Here is a 19,150-nt window from a genome sequence, read left to right as displayed (position 1 = left end):
TCGATGTCATGAACCTGTAGCTTCCCGGGCTGCAAGTGCTTTCTGGAATTTGCTGGTTCTTCTTGCAAGGCAACTCCCCCCCTCCGCACCCGCATCGGAGCCGCCCCATGAACCGCAGACGTCGACGCCCGCCGCTGAGAGCGCTGTTGGCGCTCCTGGCGGTGACCGGACTGTTCGGACTGGCCCCGCCCCACGGGCAGTCGGTCCCCATGGAGGGCACGGCCGCCACCTCCACCACGGCGACCGTCTTCTACTACACGAAGACCAAGAACTGGCCGGTCACCTATCTGCACTACGCCCCTGACGGCGGCTCCTGGACCACCGCGCCCGGCGTCCGGATGGAGGCGGCCTGCGCGGACTGGGTGAAGGAGACGGTCGACCTCGGCTCGGCCACCGGGCTCCAGGCCACCTTCAACAACGGAAGCGGCACCTGGGACAACAACGGCGGCAGCAACTACGCGCTGGGCACCGGCACCATCACCGTCAAGGACGGGGTGATCGCCCACAGCGACCCGTGCGCCGGCACCGGTACCGGCAGCGGTACCCAGGCGACCGTGTACTACTCGACCGCCACCTCCGGCTGGACCACGGCCAACATCCACTACGCGCCCACGGGCGGCTCCTGGACCACGGTCCCCGGCGTCGGCATGGAGGCCGCCTGCACGGGATGGTGGAAGAAGACCCTCGACATCGGCACCGCGACCTCGCTCAAGGCGGCCTTCAACAACGGCAACGGCGTCTGGGACAACAACAACAGCGCCGACTACGCCATCCCGTCCGGCACCACGACCGTGAAGGGCCGGACCGTCACCGCCGACGCCAAGGACCCCTGCGCGGCCCAGGCCCCCGACACCCAGGCGCCCACCACACCCGCCGGAGTGAAGGCGACCGCCACGAACACCTCGGTGGTGGTGAGCTGGGATCCCGCCACCGACGACACGGCGGTGACGAAGTATCAGCTCACGCGCACGGGCGGTACGAAGGGGACCGTCGTCACCGATGTCGGCTCGACGGTGTACTCCGACACGGGACTTGAGGAGAAGACCGGCTACACCTACACGGTCAAGGCCGTCGACGCGGCCGGGAACACCTCGCCCGCCTCGGCCGCGGCCACGGTCACGACGGGGGAGAAGGTCCCCGCACCGGCCGCCGGGACACCGCTCGGCACCGATCCGCGCAAGGACCCCATCTACTTCGTCCTCACGGCCCGCTTCTACGACGGGGACAGCTCCAACAACCGGGGCGGCAGCCAGGACGTCAAGTCGGGCAACGCGGCCAACAACGACCCCATGTTCCGGGGCGACTTCAAGGGGCTCGTCGACAAGCTCGACTACATCAAGGCGCTCGGGTTCTCGGCCGTCTGGATCACCCCGGTCGTCCTCAACCGCTCCGACTACGACTACCACGGCTATCACGGCTACGACTTCTACAAGGTCGACCCGCGCCTGGAGTCGGCCGGTGCCTCCTACCAGGACCTGATCAACGCGGCCCACGCCAAGGGCATGAAGATCTACCAGGACGTCGTCTACAACCACAGCTCCCGCTGGGGCGCCAAGGGCCTGTTCACCCCGACCGTGTACGGCGTGCGCGACTCCCAGTGGAGCTGGTACTACGACGAGAAGAACGACGGATTCGAGTACGACGGCCTGACCGTCGAGCCCAAGTCCGGGAAGTCCTACTACAACGGCGACCTGTGGTCGACCGCCGAACCCTCCGGGAACACCTGCCTCAACTGGGGCAAGCCCACGGGCGGCAAGAGCGCCGAGGGCTACACCCTCTACAACTGCCAGTGGCCCAGCCCCACTTCGGGCATGTTCCCCAAGGCGTACTACCACCAGTGCTGGATCGGCAACTGGGAGGGCGAGGACTCGCGTTCGTGCTGGCTGCACGAGGACCTGGCCGACTTCAACACCGAGAACGCCACCGTCCAGAACTACCTGATCGGCGCGTACGACAAGTACATCGACATGGGCGTCGACGGATTCCGCCTCGACACGGCCGTCCACATCCCGCGCGTCACCTGGAACCGCCGCTTCCTGCCCGCCATCTACGACCGGGTCACCCAGCGCTTCGGCACGGACGCCGCGAAGAACTTCTTCGTCTTCGGCGAGGTCGGCGCCTTCGTCAACGACAAGTGGAACCGCGGCTCGGTGAACCACTCCGCGCAGTTCTACACCTGGAAGGAGCGCAAGGACTACAGCGCCGACGACGAGACGGCCGCCATCGAGCAGTACACCTACGAGGAACAGCTCGGCACCGGCAACCAGCCCACCTCGACCAACGCGTTCCTGAGCGGCAACAGCTATCACACCCCGGACCGCAGCCAGTTCTCCGGCATGAACATCATCGACATGCGCATGCACATGAACTTCGGCGACGCGCAGAACGCCTACAGCAACGGCAAGGACTCCGACGACTCCGTCAACGACGCCACGTACGACGTCGTCTACGTCGACAGCCACGACTACGGCCCGAACAAGTCGAGCACCCGCTACAGCGGCGGCACCGACGCCTGGGCCGAGAACATGTCCCTGATGTGGACCTTCCGCGGCATCCCCACCCTCTACTACGGATCGGAGATCGAGTTCCAGGCGGGCAAACAGATCGACTGCGGGCCGACCTGCCCGCTGGCGACCACCGGGCGCGCGTACTACGGCGACCATCTCGCCGGCAGCGTCACGGCCTCCGAGTTCGGCACGGCCGACTCCGCGAGCGGTGAGGTCGCGACCACCCTCGCGCAGCCCCTGGTCAAGCACCTCCAGCGGCTCAACCGGATCCGCCGGGCGATCCCGGCCCTCCAGGCGGGCCAGTACTCGACGGACGGCATCAGCGGCTCGATGGCCTTCAAGCGCCGCTACACCAGCGGATCGACCGACAGCTTCGCCCTCGTCACGGTGACGGGCGACGCGACGTTCACCGGCATCCCGAACGGGACCTACACGGACGCCGTCACCGGCGACGTGAAGACCGTCTCGGGCGGCACCCTGTCCGTGGCCGCGCCCGGGAAGGGAAATCTGCGGGTCTACGTGCTGAACGGCCCCGGCAAGATCGGGACGGACGGGCCCTACCTGAAGTGACCGGCGGCCGTCGGACCGGTACCCAGGCCGAGGTCACCGCGGTCCCGCCCGGGCGCCCCACGCCCGGGCGGGACCGTCGGAGCGCCGCCGCGGCCCGCGCGGAGCCGGGATGAATGGCGTGCCGAGCGTTGGGTACGCGACCCGTCGACACACCCGGGAGCCGGACCGGCCCGGGTGGCCGCCCGACGACCACGACCAGGGGATCTGCCATGGACACGCCCTTGAACAACAACCACCCGACCGCACCGGCCGCGACGCCCGCCCAGGAGGCCCTGGACACCCTCGCCGTGAACACCGAGGACAGCGCCGCCCTGGACACCCTCGCCGGCAGCGACGTCCTGGTCCCCGTGCCGGACGACGCCTCGGACACGGAGATCGGCGACCCCCATGCCGTGGCGCTGCCCGTCCTGGACGATCCGGAGGGCGGCCAGGTGGTCCCGGTGTTCACCTCGGAACAGGAGCTCGCCGAACTCCTCCCCTCCGTCTCCCGCTACCGCCTCGTACCGCTGTCCGCGCTGGCCTCCCAGTGGCCCTCGGGCGATCTGGACCTCATCATCGACGCCGCCTCCCCGCACGGCCTGACGCTCACCTCCGAGGGCGTACGCACCCTGCTGGTCCGGTAGCGGGACCGCCGGACGCGCGACGCGGGCCCCCGGGAAGCCCCGGGACCGGCCCGCGGGCGAAGGATGTCCGGATCCGCTCCTCGCCACCGAGTGGCGCGGCCCGTCCGGAAGGGAAGATCCCTGGAAAGCCGCCGCGGAGGAGTGGGGTTCCCTTGAGAGTCGTCCTGCTGGGTACGGCCGCCGGGGGCGGGTTCCCGCGGTGGAACTGCGCCTGCGCGCAGTGCTCCGCCGCCCGTGAGGGGAAACTGCCCGCACGGACCCAGGAGTGCGCCGCCGTCAGCGGCAACTCCCGCGACTGGTGGCTCCTGAACGCCTCGCCCGACCTGCGTACGCAGCTGAACGCCACCCCCGCGCTCGCCCCGGCGCCCGGTGGCACTCCCGTACGCGGTGTCCTGCTGACGGACGCCGCAGCCCATCACACGACAGGACTGGCCGGGCTCTGCGGTGCCCCGGGGCCCAAGGTCTACGCCTCGCCCCCCGTCCTCGCCGCGCTCTCCCCGCAGCGCCCCCTGCTCGAACGCCGTGCCCCGTGGACGTGGGCGGACAGTTTCACCGACGGCGGATTCGTCCTGGCCGGAGGACTGGTCGTCAGCGCCCACGCCCTCGGCTCCCGGGCCCCGGGACACCTCCCGGGAACCGCGGACGACCGCTGGGTGAGCGCGTACCGGATCGAGGACCTGGCCAGCGGGGGCGTGCTCGTCTACGCGCCCCGCCTGGGCGCGTGGACTCCCGCCCTGGACGAGCTCCTCACCGGGGCGACCTGCGTGCTGCTCGACGGGACCCTGTACGCGGCAGGCGGGACGGACAGCGCCCTTCCGGCACCCCGCCGACGGGCCGTGGCCCCCTGGCATCTGCCGGTCTCCGGCGCGGACGGCAGCCTGGCCGCACTGGCCCGGCACCCCGGCCGACGGGTCGTCTACACCCACTTCGACAGCGCGAACCCGCTGCTCGACCCGTCCACGGACGCCTGGGCTTCGGTGACCGCGGCCGGAGCCGAGATCCCGGCGGACGGAGCGGAGTTGGTGGTGTAGCCGAGGGCGGCGCGGGGACCCGCGGCGGTCAGCCGTCGAGCATGCGGGCGAGCACGGAGCGCTGGAGCGGGAGCACCTCGGCGTGCAGTTCGCGGCCCTTCGCCGTCAGCGCCACCCACACTCCACGGCGGTCCTCCTGGCAGACCGTGCGCTCCACCAGGCCCTCCTTCTCCAGCCGGCCGATGAGCCGGGACAACGCGCTCTGGCTCAGATGCACCCGGCCGGCGATGTTCTGCACCCGGCAGTGCTCACCGGGCTCGGTGACGGTCTCCGCGACGAGGATGTCGAGGACCTCGAAGTCGCTGGCTCCCAGGCCGTGCGGATGCAGCACGCGGTCGATCTCGCACATGGTGCGCGCGTGCACCGAGAGGATGTCCCGCCACTGGTCCTCCAGCCGGGAACCGGGCGTCGTCGTTGCCATAACTGAACGGTAACAGAGATCCGGCCACTGGTTGAGTGTGCAATTAGTGCGTCTGCATCCAGTGGCCGGTGCCGCCTCCGCGTGTGTGCGGCCGGGGCCCTCCGGGTCAGGGGGTGGGGTCCTGGATGAGCCCGTACTGGTTGCCCTCCGCGTCCTTCACGGACGCCACCTGCCTGCCGTTGCCCACGTCCTGGAGCTCCTGGAGCACCTCGGCTCCCTCGCCGAGCAGGCCCGCCAGGGTCGCCTTGATGTCGTCGACGTGCCAGAAGGGGACCGGCCCGGTCAGCCCCTTGGCGTGCCCGTTCGGGTCGAGGCCGATGTCCTGGCCCGCGGCCTTGAAACCGACGTAGTACGGCTCGTCCACATAGGGCTCCACCCCGAGCAGCAGGGTGAACAGGGCCTTCGCCTTCGCGATGTCCTTGACGGGGTAGATGATGGTCTTGACTCCGGCGGTCATCTCGACTCCTGTGCGGTGCGTGGGGCCGTGTCGGCCTGGCTGTCGTGCCGCCGGAACTCCGACGGCCCCTTCACGCTAAGCCGGAGGCGCCGGGTCCGGCTTCTCGAATCCTGACCGGTGCCGCCAGGCCCCGGCGTGCTCCGCCGCGGTGCTCAGGTCGACTCGCGGCGCACCAGTTCCGTCGGCAGGATGACCGCCGACGGGTCCTCGCCGCCGATCTGGGCCAGGAGGACCCGGACCATCTCGGAGCTGATGCGGTCCCAGGGCTGGCGGATGGTGGTGAGCGCCGGGGTGGCGGCCGTGGCGGCGGGGGAGTCGTCGAAGCCGCCGACCGAGACGTCCTCGGGGACCCGGCGGCCCGCCTTGCGCAGCGCCGCCAGCACGCCCTGGGCCATCAGGTCCGAGGCCACGAACACCGCGTCCATGTCGGGGGCCCGGGCGAGGAGCTGCTCTGCGCCCGCCTCGCCGCTGGCGCGGCTGTAGTCGCCGGAGGCGACGAGACGGTCGTCGGCCTCGACGCCGGCCTCGGCGAGCACCTCGCGGTACCCCGCCAGACGCTCGACGCCGCCGGGGGTGTCCAGCGGGCCGGTGACCATGCCGATCCGGCGCCGCCCGAGGGAGAGCAGATGGGTGACCATGTCCCGGGCGCCGTCCCGGTCGTCCGCGGCCACGTAGCTCACCTTGGAGCCGAGGCCGATGGGCTTGCCGCACGCGACGAGCGGAACGCCCGCCTCGCGCAGCTCCTCGGCGACCGGATCGCCGGAGTGGCTGGAGACCAGCAGCACCCCGTCGACATGGCCGGCCGTGATGTACCGCGTGATGCGCCGCCGCTCGTCCTGGGTCCCGGCGAGCATCAGCAGGAGCGGGACGTCGTGCGCGGCGAGTGCCTGGGTGCAGCCGCGCAGCAGGACGTTGAAGTTCGGGTCCTCGAAGAACCGCTCCTGCGGCTCGGTCAGCAGGAAGCCGACCGAGTCGGACCGTCCGGTGATCAGCGAACGGGCGTGCCGGTTCACGACGTAGCCCGTCCTGCGGATGGCGGCGTCGACCGCCTCCTGCGCCGAGGGGCTCACGTAGTGCCCGCCGTTGAGGACGCGTGAGACGGTGCCCCGCGAGACACCCGCCTCACGCGCGACATCGTGGATCGTCGGCGGCTTGCGCCGGCCCCCCGGGTTGCTCATGGTCATGACTTTACGGCTCCGGACAGCAGGTCGAGGCTCCAGAAGCGCTGGATGACCAGGAACAGCGCGATCAGCGGGACGATCGCGAGCAGGGCGCCGGTGATGACCAGGGTGTACAGGGCCGGGGTGTTGGAGCCCTGTTCGAGGAGCGTGAAGAGGCCGAGGGTGATCGGGAACTTCTCGTCGTCGCTGAGCATGATGTAGGGGAGAAGGAAGTTGTTCCAGACGGCGACGAACTGGAACAGGAACACCGTCACCAGGCCGGGCACCATCATGGGCAGCGCGACGCGGGTGAAGATCCGCCACTCCCCGGCGCCGTCCATCCGGCCGGCCTCGACGACGTCGGTGGGGACCGCCGCGGCCGCGTAGATCCGGGCGAGGTAGACGCCGTACGGGGACAGCACGAGCGGGAGCAGCACGGAGGCGTACGAATCCGTGAGGTCCGCCTTGGCCAGGAGGAGGTACTGCGGGATCGCGAGGATCACCGGCGGCATCAGCACGCCGGCCATGAGCACGCTGAAGATGCTCTCGCGGCCCCGGAAGCGGTAGACGGCGAGGGCGTAGCCGCTGACCGCCGAGACGGCCGTCGACAGCAGGGCGCCCAGGCCCGCGTAGAGCGCGGAGTTGCCCATCCACTTCCAGTAGATGCCGTCGCGGTAGGCGGCGAGGTCCTTCACGTTCTGCGTGAATCCGGTGCCCGGCAGGAACGTGAACGTGGAGAACAGTTCACGGCCCGACTTGGTGGCCGCGATCACCACCCAGGCGACGGGCAGCAGGCAATAGAGCGCGCCGAGCAGCAGCGTGAGGGTCGGCACCAGGGCGATGCGGCCGCGCGGCGGCGGTACCTGGGCGGTGCCGGGGGTGGTGCCCGCGGCCGGGGCGGCCTTGCGCAGGGCAAGGGAACTCATCGTGCTTCCTCCTGCTTGGTACGGGAGTTCGCGGCGCGCAGGAAGCCGAAGGACAGGACCAGGGTGGCCAGGGCGATGATCACTGCCTCGGCGGCGGCCGCGTAGATGTCCCCGGTGTTGAACGCGTCCCGGTAGACCTTCATCAGCGGACTCCAGGTCGTGGAGACGGAGTTGGTGAGGGGCTTGAGGGTGGTCGGTTCGCTGAACACCTGGAGCGTGGCGATGATCGAGAAGAAGAAGGTGAGCACCAGGGAGGGCGCCACCATCGGGATCTTGATGCGCAGGGCCGTCTGGAGCGGGGTGGCTCCGTCGAGCTTCGCCGCTTCGAGCACCTCGGCCGGGATGGCCTGGAGCGAGGTGTAGATGACGATCATGTTGAAGCCCGTGCCGCCCCAGACCGCGATGTTCGACAGCGCGAGGTACAGCGGGCCGCCCTCCAGCAGGTCGGGCTGCGGCAGACCGAACTTCTGGAGGACGAAGTAGAAGGGGCTGACGTCCGGGAGGTACAGGAAGCCCCAGAGCAGGGCGGCCACGACGCCCGGGATGGCGTACGGCAGGAAGATCGCGAGCCGGGTGAAGGGGGCCAGGCGCACCTTCTCCGCGTCGAGCATCAGCGCGAAGAGCAGCGCGAGGCCGAGCATCACCGGCACCACGATCGCGCCGTATCCGGCCACGCGCAGCGCCCCGTGGACCAGTTCGCTGTCGGTGAGCGCGTCGGTGTAGTTCCTCAGGCCCGCCCAGACCTCGGTCCTGGCACCGGCGCCCAGGCCCAGGCCCTTGACCTGGACCTTGTGCAGGCTCAGCCAGACCGCGTAGGCGATGGGCAGCGCGAAGAAGAGGACGAAGAGGATCGTCGCGGGGAGGAGGAAACCGTACGGGGCCCCCTTGACCCCGTACGGCCTCCGGCGTGCGGTGGTCACTGAGCGACCCCGAAGCCCTGCTTCTTGAGGTCGGCGACGGTGGTGTCCTGCATGGTCCTCAGGGCCGCACCGAAGTCCGACTTGTTCTTGGCGGCGGCGCCGAAGGCGTCGTTGAAGGACGTGTAGGCCACGTTCACGTTCGGGCCCCAGGCGGAGGGGGCGGTGGTCTTGGCGATCTGAGAGGCCTTGGTGTAGAAGTCCGGCTGGTTGGAGAAGAAGGCCGGCGGCTGGGCGAAGGCGTCACCGCTCTGGGCGCTGGTGGACGCAGGGTAGATGCCGCTCTCCTTCGCCATCGCGGCCACCGCCCGCGGGTCGGTGTTCAGCCAGGTGGCGAACTGCGCGGCGGCCGCCTTGTGGGCGGAGTCGGTGGTGACGGCCGTCGAGGAGCCACCCCAGCTGCCGGTCACGTTCTCGCCCGCGGACCACTGCGGCAGCGGGGCCATCGCCCACTTGCCCTTGGTCTGCGGGGCCGCCGTGCTCAGGGTGCCGGGCGCCCACACCGCGCTCACCCAGGCGATCTCCTTGCCGGTGTTCAGCGCCTTGTTCCAGGCCGGCTGGTACATCGGCTCGTTGTTGATCGCGCCCTCCTTGACGAGGCCGCCCCAGAATCCGGCGACCTTCCGGGTGGCCGCGTCGTCGATACCGACCGTCCACTTGTCGCCCGACGCGGTCCACCACTTGGCGCCCGCCTGCTGCGCCAGACCGGCGAAGAGCCCGGAGTCGTTGGCGGAGAAGGTGGTCAGGGCCTTGTCCGGCGCCTTCTTCTTCAGCGCGCGGGCGGTCTCGGCGAACTGCTCCCAGGTGGTGGGAACGGTGAGCCCGTACTTCTTGAACAGGTCCGCGCGGTAGTAGAACATCATCGGGCCGATGTCCTGCGGGATCGCGTAGACCGCGTCCGTCCCCAGCGTCGTCTGCTGCCAGACGGCGTCGGCGAACTTGGACTTCGCCTCCTTGGACTCCGCCGCTATGTCGGCGAGCGCGTCATTGCTGACCAGCGTCGGAAGGGCCTGGTACTCGGCCTGGACCAGATCCGGTGCCTTCTTCGCCTTGTGCGCGGTGAGGATCTTGGTGATGAGCGAGTCGCCCGAGGCCTGCTTCTTCACCTCGACGGTGATCCGCTGCTTCTTGCCCGGCCCCGTGTTCCAGAGGTCGACCACCTTGTCCATGCCCGGCGCCCAGGTCCAGAACGTCAGTGTCGCGGGTCCGGACTCGGATGCGCTCTTGCCGTCGTCGGACGAGCCGCAGGCGGCGAGCGAGGTGGCGCCGAGGACGACGGCGATGGTGCTGGCCACGAGGCGGCTGTGCTTCGTGATGGGCATGGAACGTTCTCCCCTGACCTGGGCCCCCGCCTGCTGCGGGGGCCTGCCCTGTGCTGGTGTGGTTCGCGTTCGGGGGCGCGCCGGCCGATGCCGGAACCGCGGTTCGTGCGCCGGGCCTCCGGGCGCTTGACACGCCCGCCCGCCGACACCTGAGCACCCCTTCGGCTCACGTGTGGTGCGTCTGTGAGCGTTCACAGTAGAGAAACATCCCGGACACTTGTCAATGGTTGTTGCTGTGCGGTTATGTTGGGCTCACGCCGCTGGCGTTGTGTGTGCACGTTCCCAAATGATCGATTACATGGGAGAGATCCATGCCGGAGACCAACCCCAAGGGCCTCACCGGGCTCGCCTTCGGTGGGGACTACAACCCCGAGCAGTGGCCGGAGAGCGTCTGGCCCGAGGACGTCCGGCTGATGCGCGAGGCGGGCGTCACGATGGTGAGCGTCGGGATCTTCTCCTGGGCCCTCCTCGAACCGGCCCGGGGCAGCTACGAGTTCGGCCGGCTCGACCGCGTCCTCGACCTGCTGCACGAGAACGGCATACGCGCCGACCTGGGCACCCCGACCGTCGCCCCGCCCGCCTGGTTCTACCGCGAACACCCCGAAGCGCTGCCCGTGGCCGCCGACGGCACGCGCTACGCCTTCGGCTCACGCGGCGCCATCTGCCACAGCAACACCCACTACCGCGCCGCCGCGGCCGCCATCACGACCCGGCTCGCCACCCGGTACGCCGGCCATCCCGCGCTCGCGCTGTGGCACGTCCACAACGAGTACGGCGTCCCGGTCTCCGCCTGCTACTGCGACTCCTGCGCTGCCCACTTCCGCCGCTGGCTGGCCGGTACGTACGGGACGGTCGACGAGCTCAACGAGGCCTGGGGGACGGCGTTCTGGGGCCAGCGCTACTCCGCCTTCGACCAGGTCGACCCGCCGCGCGTGACCCCCACCGTCGGCAATCCGGCGCAGGCGCTGGACTACAAGCGGTTCGCCGACGCCACCATGCGGGAGAACTTCACGGCCGAGCGGGACATCCTCCACCGCCTCGCGCCCGGCGTCCCCGCCACCACCAACTTCATGACCGCCCTCAGCCAGTGCGACTCGGTCGACTACTGGGCCTGGGGCCGCGAGGTCGACCTCGTCACCAACGACCACTATCTGATGACCGACGGACGCCGCACCCACGTGAACCTCGCGATGGCCGCCGACCTCACCCGCTCCGTCGCGGGCGGCGCGCCCTGGCTGCTCCTCGAACACTCCACCTCGGGCGTCAACTGGCAGCCCCGCAACCCCGCCAAGGCGCCCGGCCAGATGGCCCGCAACTCCCTGTCCCACGTGGCCCGCGGCTCCGAGGGCGCCATGTTCTTCCAGTGGCGGCAGTCCCGCAGCGGTGCGGAGAAGTTCCACTCCTCGATGCTGCCGCACGCGGGCACCGACTCGCGCGTGTGGCGCGAGGTCGTCGAACTCGGCGCGGCCGTCGACTCGTTGAGCCCTCTCAAGGGCACGCGTACGGTCGCCGACGTGGCCGTCCTGTGGGACTGGCACTCCTGGTGGGCGCAGAGCCTCCAGTGGCGCCCGAGCGAGGACCACGACGCCCGCGAGCGCGCCGACGCCTTCTACGAGGCGCTCTACGACCGCCACCTCACCGTCGACTTCGCCCACCCGGAAGCCGACTTGTCGGCCTATCCCCTTGTCGTCGTGCCCGCCCTGTATCTGATGACCGAGGCCGCCGGGAACAACCTCAAGGAGTACGTGGAACGCGGCGGCACGCTCCTCGTCTCCTACTTCTCCGGCATCGTCGACGAGCACGACACCGTCCACGAAGGCCCGCATCCCGGCGCCCTGCGGGACGTACTCGGCCTGACCGTCGAGGAGTTCTCCCCCCTGCTCCAGGGGGAACGCGTCCGGATCACCGGGCCCGAGGGCTCCGAACTGTCCGGAGACGTCTGGACCGAGTTCGTGGTGCCGCGCGGTGCCGAGACCGTCTGGACGTACGCCGACGGGCTCGCCGCCGGGCACCCCGCGGTCACCCGGCACCGGATCGGCGCGGGCTCGGCGTGGTACGTGTCCACGCGCCTCGGGGCCGAGGGGCTGGACGCGCTGATCGGCCGTGCCGCCGACGACGCGCGCGTCGCCCCGCGCACGGACCTGCCCCGCGATGTCGAAGTGGTGCGCCGCACCGGCGAGTCGGGCACCTACGTCTTCGCGGTCAACCACACCACGTCCGACGCCAAGGTGCCGCTGGACGCGCACGGCACCGAACTCCTCACGGGCGAACGCGCCGCCGGCCGGCTGGCGGTTCCGGCGGGGGCGGTACGGGTGGTACGCCTCGACACGTGACAGGCCGTGGGCCGTACGCGTGAGCACCGATGCGGCCCGGTCGGAGCCCCGGGTCGGCTTGAGGGCCGCCTCACCGACCTCGGCACCAAGTGGCCTGTGCCGCACGGGAGATGCCGGCGCGGCAGGCTGAACCACGCTGCGCGGCACGGGATGTGACCGGCGCCCCGGCCGCCGTGCCGGCGGACCCGCGCATCCCGCGCACCTCACGGAGATCCCCCACCGGCGGGGCCGTCCCGCCCCGCCGTTCACTCCGACAGCCGCCAGGGTCACGTCACCCGGCGGTCATCCGACCCCCCTCCGCCCGTGCGAGCCATGAAGCCGCGGGCGGAGGGGCTCGCCCCCGGATCCACCCCGGATCCCCTGGGGGCGGGGCACCTCTCCCCACCACGTCGAAGGGACGACGGACGATGATGTTCCATCCCAGACGCACACTCAGGGCCCTGCTGCTGCCGCTCGCGGCCGGGCTCGCCCTGGCCGCACTCCCCGCGCAGACCGCGCAGGCGGCGAGCACCCTGACCAACGCCGGGTTCGAGGCCGACGGGACCGGCGCCGCCGTGCCCAGCGGCTGGTCGGAGTCCGGCACCACCGGCGCCTCGTACGTCGAGGCCGGCGGCCACGGCGGGAGCTACCGCCTCAGCCACTACTCCGCCTCGGCCTACAAGGTGGAGACCTCCCAGACCCTCACCGGCCTGACCAACGGGAACTACCGGCTCACCGCGTGGGTGCGCTCGGGCGGCGGACAGAACTCCGCCTACCTCGCCCTGAGGAACTGCGGCGGCACCGAGCAGCGCACCGACCTTCCGGTGTCCACCAGCGGCTGGATCCACCTGGTCGTGCCCGTGGCCGTCACGAGCGGCCAGTGCACGATCAGTGTCTCCTCCGACGCCAACGCCGGGAACTGGATCAACGTCGACGACCTGACGTTCGCCTCCGGCACCACAGGACTGTCCGTCAAGGGCTCCGACATCTCCTCCCTCGCCAAGAGCGAGGCCTACGGCGGTGTCTACAGGACCGCCTCGGGCACCGCGGGCGACGCGCTCGCCATCCTCAGGTCCGCGGGGATGAACTACGCGCGCCTCAAGGTCTGGGTCGACCCGGCCGACGGCTACAACAACAAGGCCCGGGTCCTCGCGATGGCCAAGCGCATCAAGGCGCAGGGCATGAAACTCCTGGTCGACTTCCACTACTCCGACACCTGGGCCGACCCCGGCACCCAGACCAAGCCGGCCGCCTGGGCGGGGCATTCGTACAGCCAACTGAAGACGGACGTCTACAACCACACCTACGACGTCCTGAACGCCCTCAAGGCGCAGGGCACCACGGCCGACATGGTGCAGATCGGCAACGAGATCAACGGCGGCATGCTCTGGTCCGAGGGTTCCACGGACAATTTCGCGCAGCTCGCCGGACTGCTGAACTCGGGCTACGACGCGGCCAAGGCGGTCAGCTCCTCCACCGTCGTGGCGCTGCACCTGGCCAAGGGCGGCGATCTCACCGGCACTCGCTGGTGGTTCGACACCGCCCTCGCCAACGGCGTGAAGTTCGACGCCATCGGGCTGTCCTACTACGGCTACTGGCACGGCTCGCTCTACGACTTCCAGACCACCCTCGACGACGCGGCCTCCCGTTACGGGAAACCGGTCTTCGTCGCCGAGACGGCCTACCCCTTCCGCCTGGACAGCGACGACGCGCTCGTCAACCAGATCGACACGACCGCCGAACTGGTCCAGGGCTACCCGGCCACCACCGCCGGGCAGTCCAACTGGCTGCGGGACGTCATGAACATCGTGGAGGCCGTGCCGAACGGCCGCGGTCTCGGTGTCTTCTACTGGGAGGCCACCTGGACGGCCGTGACCGGCAACGGCTGGGACCCGGCCGACCCCTCCTCGGGCAACGGATGGGAGAACCAGGCCCTGTTCGGCTTCGACGACAAGGCGCTTCCGGCCATGTCCCTGTTCAGTCACCGCTGAACGTGAGGGGGCCCGGCCGCCGGTGCGGCCGGGCCCCGTACCCCTTCGCGGCCGTCCGGCTCCGGCCAGGGTCGGTGGAACGCCGTGCGTGCCGCCGCCGGCTGCGGGACAGTGGCGGGAGACCGTCACGACGGAGGGGGACGAGATGCTGAAGGGGTCCTTCAGCGGGCAACGACGGAACATCCTGGAGTGGTTGCGCGAGCCCGCGGCGCACTTCCCGCCGCAGCGCCGCGCCGACCTCGTCCAGGACGGAGTCAGCCCCGAGGCCCTCGCCGTCAAACTCGGTGTCAACCGGGCGGTGGCGCGCACCCACCTCGACCTGCTCGCCGGAGTCGGACTGCTGCGCGCCAAGAAGGTGGGGCGCCGGACCTACTACCGCCGCGACGAGTACCGTATCGCCGAAGTGGGCCACTACTTCGAGAAGGGCTGGTAGGCGCGTGGGAGACGGGTCCGGTACGGCGGAGACGGCACCCCTTTCGCCCCGGCGCACGGTGCCGCTCGGCGGCCGCGGCCCCGAGGACGTCATAGCCGATTCCCGGGGCGGGGTGCTGACCGGTCTCGAGGACGGCCGCATCGTACGCGTCGACGGCCTCGGTGACCCCGACCGCACCGACGTCCGGGTCGTGGCCGAGACGGGCGGCAGGCCACTGGGCCTCGAACTGCTGCCTGACAACGCCTTGTTGGTGTGCGACGCCGAACGCGGGCTGCTGCGGGTCGGGCTGGATGACGGAGTGGTCCGCGTTCTCGCCGACAAGGTGGCCGGTGTGCCGCTGCGCTTCGCCAGCAACGTGGTCGCTCTCTCGGACGGCACGGTGTACTTCACCGTCTCCAGCCGCAGTTACCCCCTGAAGCAGTGGATCGGCGATCTCGTCGAGCACACCGGCTCGGGCTGTCTCCTGCGCCTCGCGCCGGGCGACAAGGAACCCGAAGTCCTCCTGGAAGGGCTCCAGTTCGCCAACGGCCTCGCCGCCTCGGCCGACGAGTCCTTCCTCGTCCTCGCGGAGACCGGCGCCTTCCGGCTCGTCCGCCACTGGCTCACCGGCCCTCGGGCGGGCCGGTCCGAGACCTTCGCCGACGACCTCCCCGGCCAGCCCGACAACCTCTGGCGCGCCCCGGACGGCCCGATCTGGGTGGCCCTCGCCGGTCCCCGGGTCGGCGCCCTGGAACTCCTGCACCGGCGGGGCCCGGCCGTCCGGCGCACCGCGGCCCGTATCGCCGTACGCGCGCCGTTCCGGCCACCGGGCACCACCGGTGTCCTCGCGGTCGACGACGACGGCACCGTCGTGCACCACCTGGAGAGCCGCCGCGCACGGTTCCGCATGGTGACCAGTGCCTGTGAGTCCGACGGCCGGCTGATCCTCGGGAGCATCTGGGAGCGGGGCCTCGCGGTCTGTGATCTTCCCGGCGCCACCGGCTGAGCTGCCGGGGCGTTCGCGTCGGGTACCGGGTGTGCGAGGCCCGCGCCCCCGGCGTTACCCTGTTCACCAGCCGCGATCTTGCAGCGCGGCACGGCGGTGGGGCCCGCCGTACCCGAACCGCGGCACGGATGCCGCCAACGGTCCCTGCTTGCGATGCCGTGTGCCCGCACCGGCCCGGCGAGTAGGAGCACCGAGGATCATGACAGTCCCCCATCCCGAGCGCGTCGGCGAGTCCGGCACTCCCGCGCGCGCGCCCGCGCGAACCCCGTCGCCCTGGCACGGGCAGGGCCCCGTCGTCGCCGCGGTCTCGCTCGGCGGCGTGATCGGCGCCACGGCCCGCTACGGGGCGGGGCTGCTGTGGCCCACACCGGACGGCGCCTTCCCCTGGACCACGTTCACGATCAATGTCGTGGGCTGCGCCACGATCGGCGTGCTCATGGCGGTGATCACCGAGCTGCCGGCCGTGCACCGCCTCGTGCGCCCCTTCCTGGGCACCGGAGTGCTCGGCGGCTTCACGACCTTCTCGACGTACGCCGTCGACATCCGGAATCTGATCGGTGGCGGTCACCCGGGCACCGCGCTCGTCTATCTCGTCGCGACCCTGTCCGCGGCGCTCACGGCGGTCTGGCTCGGGACGGCGGCGGCCCGCCGGGCCCTGGCACGGAGGCAGCGATGACAAGGCTGACGGGCAGTGCCCTGAGGTTGACCGTCCTCATCGGCGAGAACGACACCTGGCACCACAAGCCGCTGTACGCGGAGATCGTGCACCGCGCGCACGCGGCGGGCCTCGCGGGCGCCAGCGTCTTCAAGGGCGTCGAGGGGTTCGGCGCCTCCTCCCTCATCCACACGTCGAGACTTCTCTCACTGAGCGAGGACCTGCCGGTGGCCGTGATCGTCGTGGACACCGAGGAGCGGGTCCGTGCCTTCCTGCCCCAGCTCGACGAACTCGTCACCGGGGGTCTGGTGGTCCTCGACCCCTGTGAGGTCATCCGCTACGCGGCCCGCGGCGACGGCCCCGGCGCGAGCGGCGCCGACCCGTCCGGGGACGGCGGTGCGGGGCGGTGAACTGGCTGCTGGTGATCATCGGCGCGGCACTCGGGGCGCCCCTGCGCTATCTGACCGACCGGGCGGTACAGCTGAAGCACGATACGGTCTTCCCCTGGGGCACCCTCGTCGTGAACGTGACAGGGTGCCTGATCCTCGGTCTGCTGACCGGCGCCGCCTCGGCGGGACAGGTGTCCGGGCACCTGCAACTGCTGATCGGGACCGGTCTGTGCGGGGCGCTCACCACGTACTCGACGTTCTCGTACGAGACCCTGCGGCTGACCGGGACCGGCGCGGCGTTCTACGCTGCGGCCAACGTGATCGTGAGCGTGACGGCGGGCCTCGGCGCGGCGTTCGCCGGGGTCGCGTTTGCACAAGCTTTGTGGACCTAGGTGCCGGGCGATCACGCGTATAGGTAACACTGTCTCCTGCACTGTCTACAGCACTGTCGACCAACTCCTCAGAACTGGATCCCATGAGCGTCATCAACGTCGGTCAGGCCGTCGTCCTCGGAGTCGTGGAGGGGGTGACCGAATTCCTTCCCGTCTCCTCGACCGGTCACCTCAAGATCACCGAGGGGCTGATGAACATCCCCGTCGACGACAACGCCGTCGTCGGTTTCTCCGCGGTCATCCAGGTCGGCGCGATCGCCGCCGTGCTCGTGTACTTCTTCAAGGACATCGTGCGGATCGTCTCCGCCTGGGGGCGTGGGCTGCGCGACAAGAACGAGCGGCACAACCACGACTACAAGTTCGCCTGGTGGGTCATCTACGCGACCATCCCGATCGTGGCCGTGGGCCTCGCGGCCAAGCCGCTCATCGAGGGTCCGCTGGCCTCCCTGTGGGTGGTCGCAGGGTCGCTGATCGCGGGCAGTGCCGTGATGTGGGCCGCCGACCAGATGGGCCGCCACAAGCGCGGTGAGGACGACGTCTCCTTCAAGGACGCGATGCTGGTCGGCAGCTCCCAGATCCTCGCCCTCCTCTTCCCCGGCTTCTCGCGTTCCGGCGCCACCATGTCGACCGGTCTCATCCTCGACCTGGACCGCGTCGCCGCCACCCGCCTCTCCTTCTTCCTCGGCATCCCGGCCCTGACCGGCGCCGGCCTGTACGAGCTGAAGGACGCCCTCGGCACCGGTGTGGGCGCCGCTCCGCTGATCGTCGGCACCGTCGTGTCGTTCGTGGTCGCCTACGCCTCCATCGCCTGGCTGCTGAAGTTCGTCGCCAAGCACTCCTTCAACGCCTTCGTGATCTACCGCATCATCATCGGCGTCCTGCTCTTCGGCCTCCTGGGCACCGGAGTCATCGACAGCTGACACGACGCGGAGCTCGGGCACGCACCGGCTCCCGCTCATGAACGATCCGCTCACAGAGGGCGCGAAGCCGGACTCCGGCTCCGCGCCCTCTGTTGCGCGGTGGGGCCGGACGGGCGGCACAATGGCGATCATGCCCGGGAACTCGCCGTATCCGTCCTCCCTGACCTTCCAGCCGGTCCTGGAGCGCATCGCCACCGAGATCGCGCAGACTCCGGGCCGCGGGCGGCCCGCCGACTACATCCCGGCGCTGGCCGCCTGCGATCCACGCCGTTTCGGGATGGCCGTCGCGGAGCTCGACGGCACGGTGTACGGCGTGGGGGACTGGCGGCAGCCGTTCTCCACGCAGTCCATCACCAAGGTCTTCACACTCGCCCTCGACCTCGCCCGCGAGGGCGACGCGCTGTGGGAACACGTCGGGCGCGAGCCCTCCGGCAACCCCTTCAACTCCCTGGTCCAGCTGGAGTACGAGAACGGCATCCCGCGCAACCCGTTCATCAACGCCGGAGCCCTCGTCGTCACCGACCGGCTCCAGACCCGTACCGGGGACGCGGCCGGCACCCTGTTGGAGTTCCTGCGGGCCGAGAGCGGCAACGAGAACCTCGGCTTCGACCGGGACATCGCCGCCTCCGAGACCGCGAACGGCGACCGCAACGCGGCACTCGCCCACTTCATGGCCTCCTACGGCAACATCGACAACCCGGTGCCCGAGCTGCTCGACCAGTACTTCCTCCAGTGCTCGATCGCCGCGTCCTGCGCCGATCTCGCCCTCGCCACCGGATTCCTGGCCCGGCACGGCATCCGCGCCGACGGCGGCCGGCTGCTCCCGCGGAGTCAGGCCAAGCAGATCAACGCGATCATGCTGACCTGCGGGACCTACGACGCCGCGGGCGACTTCGCGTACCGGGTCGGGCTCCCCGGCAAGAGCGGGGTGGGCGGCGGCATCATCGCCGTGGTGCCGGGCCGGTGCACCCTGTGCGTCTGGAGCCCGGGCCTGGACGAACGGGGCAACTCCGTGGCCGGCGTGGCCGCCCTGGACCGCTTCACGACCCTGACCGGCGTGTCCGTGTTCTGAATTCCCCGGCACCACACGGAGGTCACGCTCCGGACCCCGCGCGGAGAGCGCCGCGTCGCCTTCCGGC

Annotated in this window: 18 protein-coding genes; 12 read left to right on the top strand and 6 right to left on the bottom strand. The window is 70.5% G+C overall.

Translation table 11 applies throughout. The features are described 5' to 3' along the window. The first annotated feature begins 107 nt into the window (after positions 1-107). From WJM95_RS02225 to WJM95_RS02215, 3 genes are all read left to right on the top strand, one after another. A complete protein-coding gene (locus tag WJM95_RS02225; RefSeq protein WP_339127742.1) occupies positions 108-3,077 on the top strand; it encodes a carbohydrate binding domain-containing protein in 2,970 nt (989 codons plus the stop codon). A gap of 209 nt (positions 3,078-3,286) precedes the next feature. Then, positions 3,287-3,700: an SseB family protein gene (locus tag WJM95_RS02220; RefSeq protein ID WP_339127741.1), complete on the top strand. Its 414-nt coding sequence runs from the start codon at positions 3,287-3,289 to the stop codon at positions 3,698-3,700. A 152-nt stretch (positions 3,701-3,852) separates the two neighbouring features. Continuing rightward, positions 3,853-4,731 carry an MBL fold metallo-hydrolase gene (locus WJM95_RS02215; RefSeq protein WP_339127740.1) on the top strand — a complete coding sequence of 293 codons (879 nt, stop codon included), beginning with the start codon at positions 3,853-3,855 and terminating at the stop codon, positions 4,729-4,731. A 28-nt stretch (positions 4,732-4,759) separates the two neighbouring features. Here the strand turns inward: WJM95_RS02215 and WJM95_RS02210 are convergent, their stop codons facing one another. The 6 genes from WJM95_RS02210 to WJM95_RS02185 form a co-directional block, all read right to left on the bottom strand. Continuing rightward, on the bottom strand, positions 4,760-5,152 hold the full coding sequence (locus WJM95_RS02210; protein ID WP_339127739.1) for a MarR family transcriptional regulator: 393 nt from the start codon (positions 5,150-5,152) through the stop codon (positions 4,760-4,762). A gap of 106 nt (positions 5,153-5,258) precedes the next feature. Continuing rightward, on the bottom strand, positions 5,259-5,609 hold the full coding sequence (locus WJM95_RS02205; protein ID WP_339127738.1) for a VOC family protein: 351 nt from the start codon (positions 5,607-5,609) through the stop codon (positions 5,259-5,261). Between the two features lie 152 nt (positions 5,610-5,761). Next, entirely contained in the window at positions 5,762-6,793 is a 1,032-nt protein-coding gene (locus WJM95_RS02200; protein ID WP_339127737.1) for a LacI family DNA-binding transcriptional regulator, read from the bottom strand. Further along, the gene (locus WJM95_RS02195; RefSeq protein ID WP_339127736.1) at positions 6,790-7,695 is read right to left on the bottom strand and encodes a carbohydrate ABC transporter permease; all 906 of its coding nucleotides are present in this window, start codon (positions 7,693-7,695) and stop codon (positions 6,790-6,792) included. The genes WJM95_RS02200 and WJM95_RS02195 overlap by 4 nt, the downstream gene beginning before the upstream one ends. Continuing rightward, positions 7,692-8,615, bottom strand: a complete 924-nt coding sequence (locus WJM95_RS02190; RefSeq protein ID WP_339127735.1) for a sugar ABC transporter permease — start codon at positions 8,613-8,615, stop codon at positions 7,692-7,694. Before WJM95_RS02190 ends, WJM95_RS02195 begins: the two co-directional genes overlap by 4 nt. Further along, a complete protein-coding gene (locus tag WJM95_RS02185) occupies positions 8,612-9,934 on the bottom strand; it encodes an extracellular solute-binding protein (protein ID WP_339127734.1) in 1,323 nt (440 codons plus the stop codon). Before WJM95_RS02185 ends, WJM95_RS02190 begins: the two co-directional genes overlap by 4 nt. Before the next feature lie 311 nt (positions 9,935-10,245). Here WJM95_RS02185 and WJM95_RS02180 point away from each other — a divergent pair, with 311 nt between their 5' ends. From WJM95_RS02180 to WJM95_RS02140, 9 genes are all read left to right on the top strand, one after another. Further along, the gene (locus WJM95_RS02180) at positions 10,246-12,267 is read left to right on the top strand and encodes a beta-galactosidase (protein WP_339127733.1); all 2,022 of its coding nucleotides are present in this window, start codon (positions 10,246-10,248) and stop codon (positions 12,265-12,267) included. A gap of 410 nt (positions 12,268-12,677) precedes the next feature. Then, on the top strand, positions 12,678-14,237 hold the full coding sequence (locus WJM95_RS02175; RefSeq protein ID WP_339135310.1) for an arabinogalactan endo-1,4-beta-galactosidase: 1,560 nt from the start codon (positions 12,678-12,680) through the stop codon (positions 14,235-14,237). Positions 14,238-14,382: 145 nt separating this feature from the next. Beyond that, complete coding sequence (locus WJM95_RS02170; RefSeq protein WP_339127732.1) at positions 14,383-14,670, top strand: helix-turn-helix domain-containing protein; 288 nt, start codon at positions 14,383-14,385, stop codon at positions 14,668-14,670. 4 nt (positions 14,671-14,674) lie between these two features. Continuing rightward, positions 14,675-15,655, top strand: a complete 981-nt coding sequence (locus WJM95_RS02165) for an SMP-30/gluconolactonase/LRE family protein (protein ID WP_339127731.1) — start codon at positions 14,675-14,677, stop codon at positions 15,653-15,655. A gap of 199 nt (positions 15,656-15,854) precedes the next feature. Continuing rightward, positions 15,855-16,331 (top strand): fluoride efflux transporter CrcB, encoded by a 477-nt coding sequence (gene crcB / locus WJM95_RS02160; RefSeq protein WP_339127730.1) that lies wholly within the window; start codon positions 15,855-15,857, stop codon positions 16,329-16,331. Beyond that, entirely contained in the window at positions 16,328-16,720 is a 393-nt protein-coding gene (locus WJM95_RS02155) for a DUF190 domain-containing protein (protein ID WP_339127729.1), read from the top strand. Before crcB (WJM95_RS02160) ends, WJM95_RS02155 begins: the two co-directional genes overlap by 4 nt. After that, on the top strand, positions 16,717-17,091 hold the full coding sequence (gene crcB / locus WJM95_RS02150; protein ID WP_339127728.1) for a fluoride efflux transporter CrcB: 375 nt from the start codon (positions 16,717-16,719) through the stop codon (positions 17,089-17,091). The genes WJM95_RS02155 and crcB (WJM95_RS02150) overlap by 4 nt, the downstream gene beginning before the upstream one ends. Positions 17,092-17,174: 83 nt before the next feature. Further along, positions 17,175-18,011 (top strand): undecaprenyl-diphosphate phosphatase, encoded by an 837-nt coding sequence (locus WJM95_RS02145; RefSeq protein ID WP_339127727.1) that lies wholly within the window; start codon positions 17,175-17,177, stop codon positions 18,009-18,011. 121 nt (positions 18,012-18,132) lie between these two features. Beyond that, complete coding sequence (locus tag WJM95_RS02140; RefSeq protein WP_339127726.1) at positions 18,133-19,083, top strand: glutaminase; 951 nt, start codon at positions 18,133-18,135, stop codon at positions 19,081-19,083. The last annotated feature ends 67 nt before the right edge of the window (positions 19,084-19,150 follow it).

Source organism: Streptomyces sp. f51 (assembly GCF_037940415.1).
GTDB lineage: Bacteria > Actinomycetota > Actinomycetes > Streptomycetales > Streptomycetaceae > Streptomyces.
Note: the sequence above shows the minus strand (reverse complement) of the source record. Positions and strands in the feature narration are given on the sequence as shown.

Bases quoted from the DNA above. Each gene is read 5' to 3' on its own strand.
- WJM95_RS02225 (WP_339127742.1), top strand. From the start codon at position 108: ATGAACCGCAGACGTCGACGCCCGCCGCTGAGAGCGCTGTTGGCGCTC.
- WJM95_RS02220 (WP_339127741.1), top strand. From the start codon at position 3,287: ATGGACACGCCCTTGAACAACAACCACCCGACCGCACCGGCCGCGACG.
- WJM95_RS02210 (WP_339127739.1), bottom strand. From the start codon at position 5,152: ATGGCAACGACGACGCCCGGTTCCCGGCTGGAGGACCAGTGGCGGGAC.
- WJM95_RS02205 (WP_339127738.1), bottom strand. From the start codon at position 5,609: ATGACCGCCGGAGTCAAGACCATCATCTACCCCGTCAAGGACATCGCG.
- WJM95_RS02200 (WP_339127737.1), bottom strand. From the start codon at position 6,793: ATGACCATGAGCAACCCGGGGGGCCGGCGCAAGCCGCCGACGATCCAC.
- WJM95_RS02195 (WP_339127736.1), bottom strand. From the start codon at position 7,695: ATGAGTTCCCTTGCCCTGCGCAAGGCCGCCCCGGCCGCGGGCACCACC.
- WJM95_RS02185 (WP_339127734.1), bottom strand. From the start codon at position 9,934: ATGCCCATCACGAAGCACAGCCGCCTCGTGGCCAGCACCATCGCCGTC.
- WJM95_RS02180 (WP_339127733.1), top strand. From the start codon at position 10,246: ATGCCGGAGACCAACCCCAAGGGCCTCACCGGGCTCGCCTTCGGTGGG.
- WJM95_RS02175 (WP_339135310.1), top strand. From the start codon at position 12,678: ATGTTCCATCCCAGACGCACACTCAGGGCCCTGCTGCTGCCGCTCGCG.
- WJM95_RS02170 (WP_339127732.1), top strand. From the start codon at position 14,383: ATGCTGAAGGGGTCCTTCAGCGGGCAACGACGGAACATCCTGGAGTGG.
- crcB (WP_339127730.1), top strand. From the start codon at position 15,855: ATGACAGTCCCCCATCCCGAGCGCGTCGGCGAGTCCGGCACTCCCGCG.
- WJM95_RS02155 (WP_339127729.1), top strand. From the start codon at position 16,328: ATGACAAGGCTGACGGGCAGTGCCCTGAGGTTGACCGTCCTCATCGGC.
- WJM95_RS02145 (WP_339127727.1), top strand. From the start codon at position 17,175: ATGAGCGTCATCAACGTCGGTCAGGCCGTCGTCCTCGGAGTCGTGGAG.
- WJM95_RS02140 (WP_339127726.1), top strand. From the start codon at position 18,133: ATGGCGATCATGCCCGGGAACTCGCCGTATCCGTCCTCCCTGACCTTC.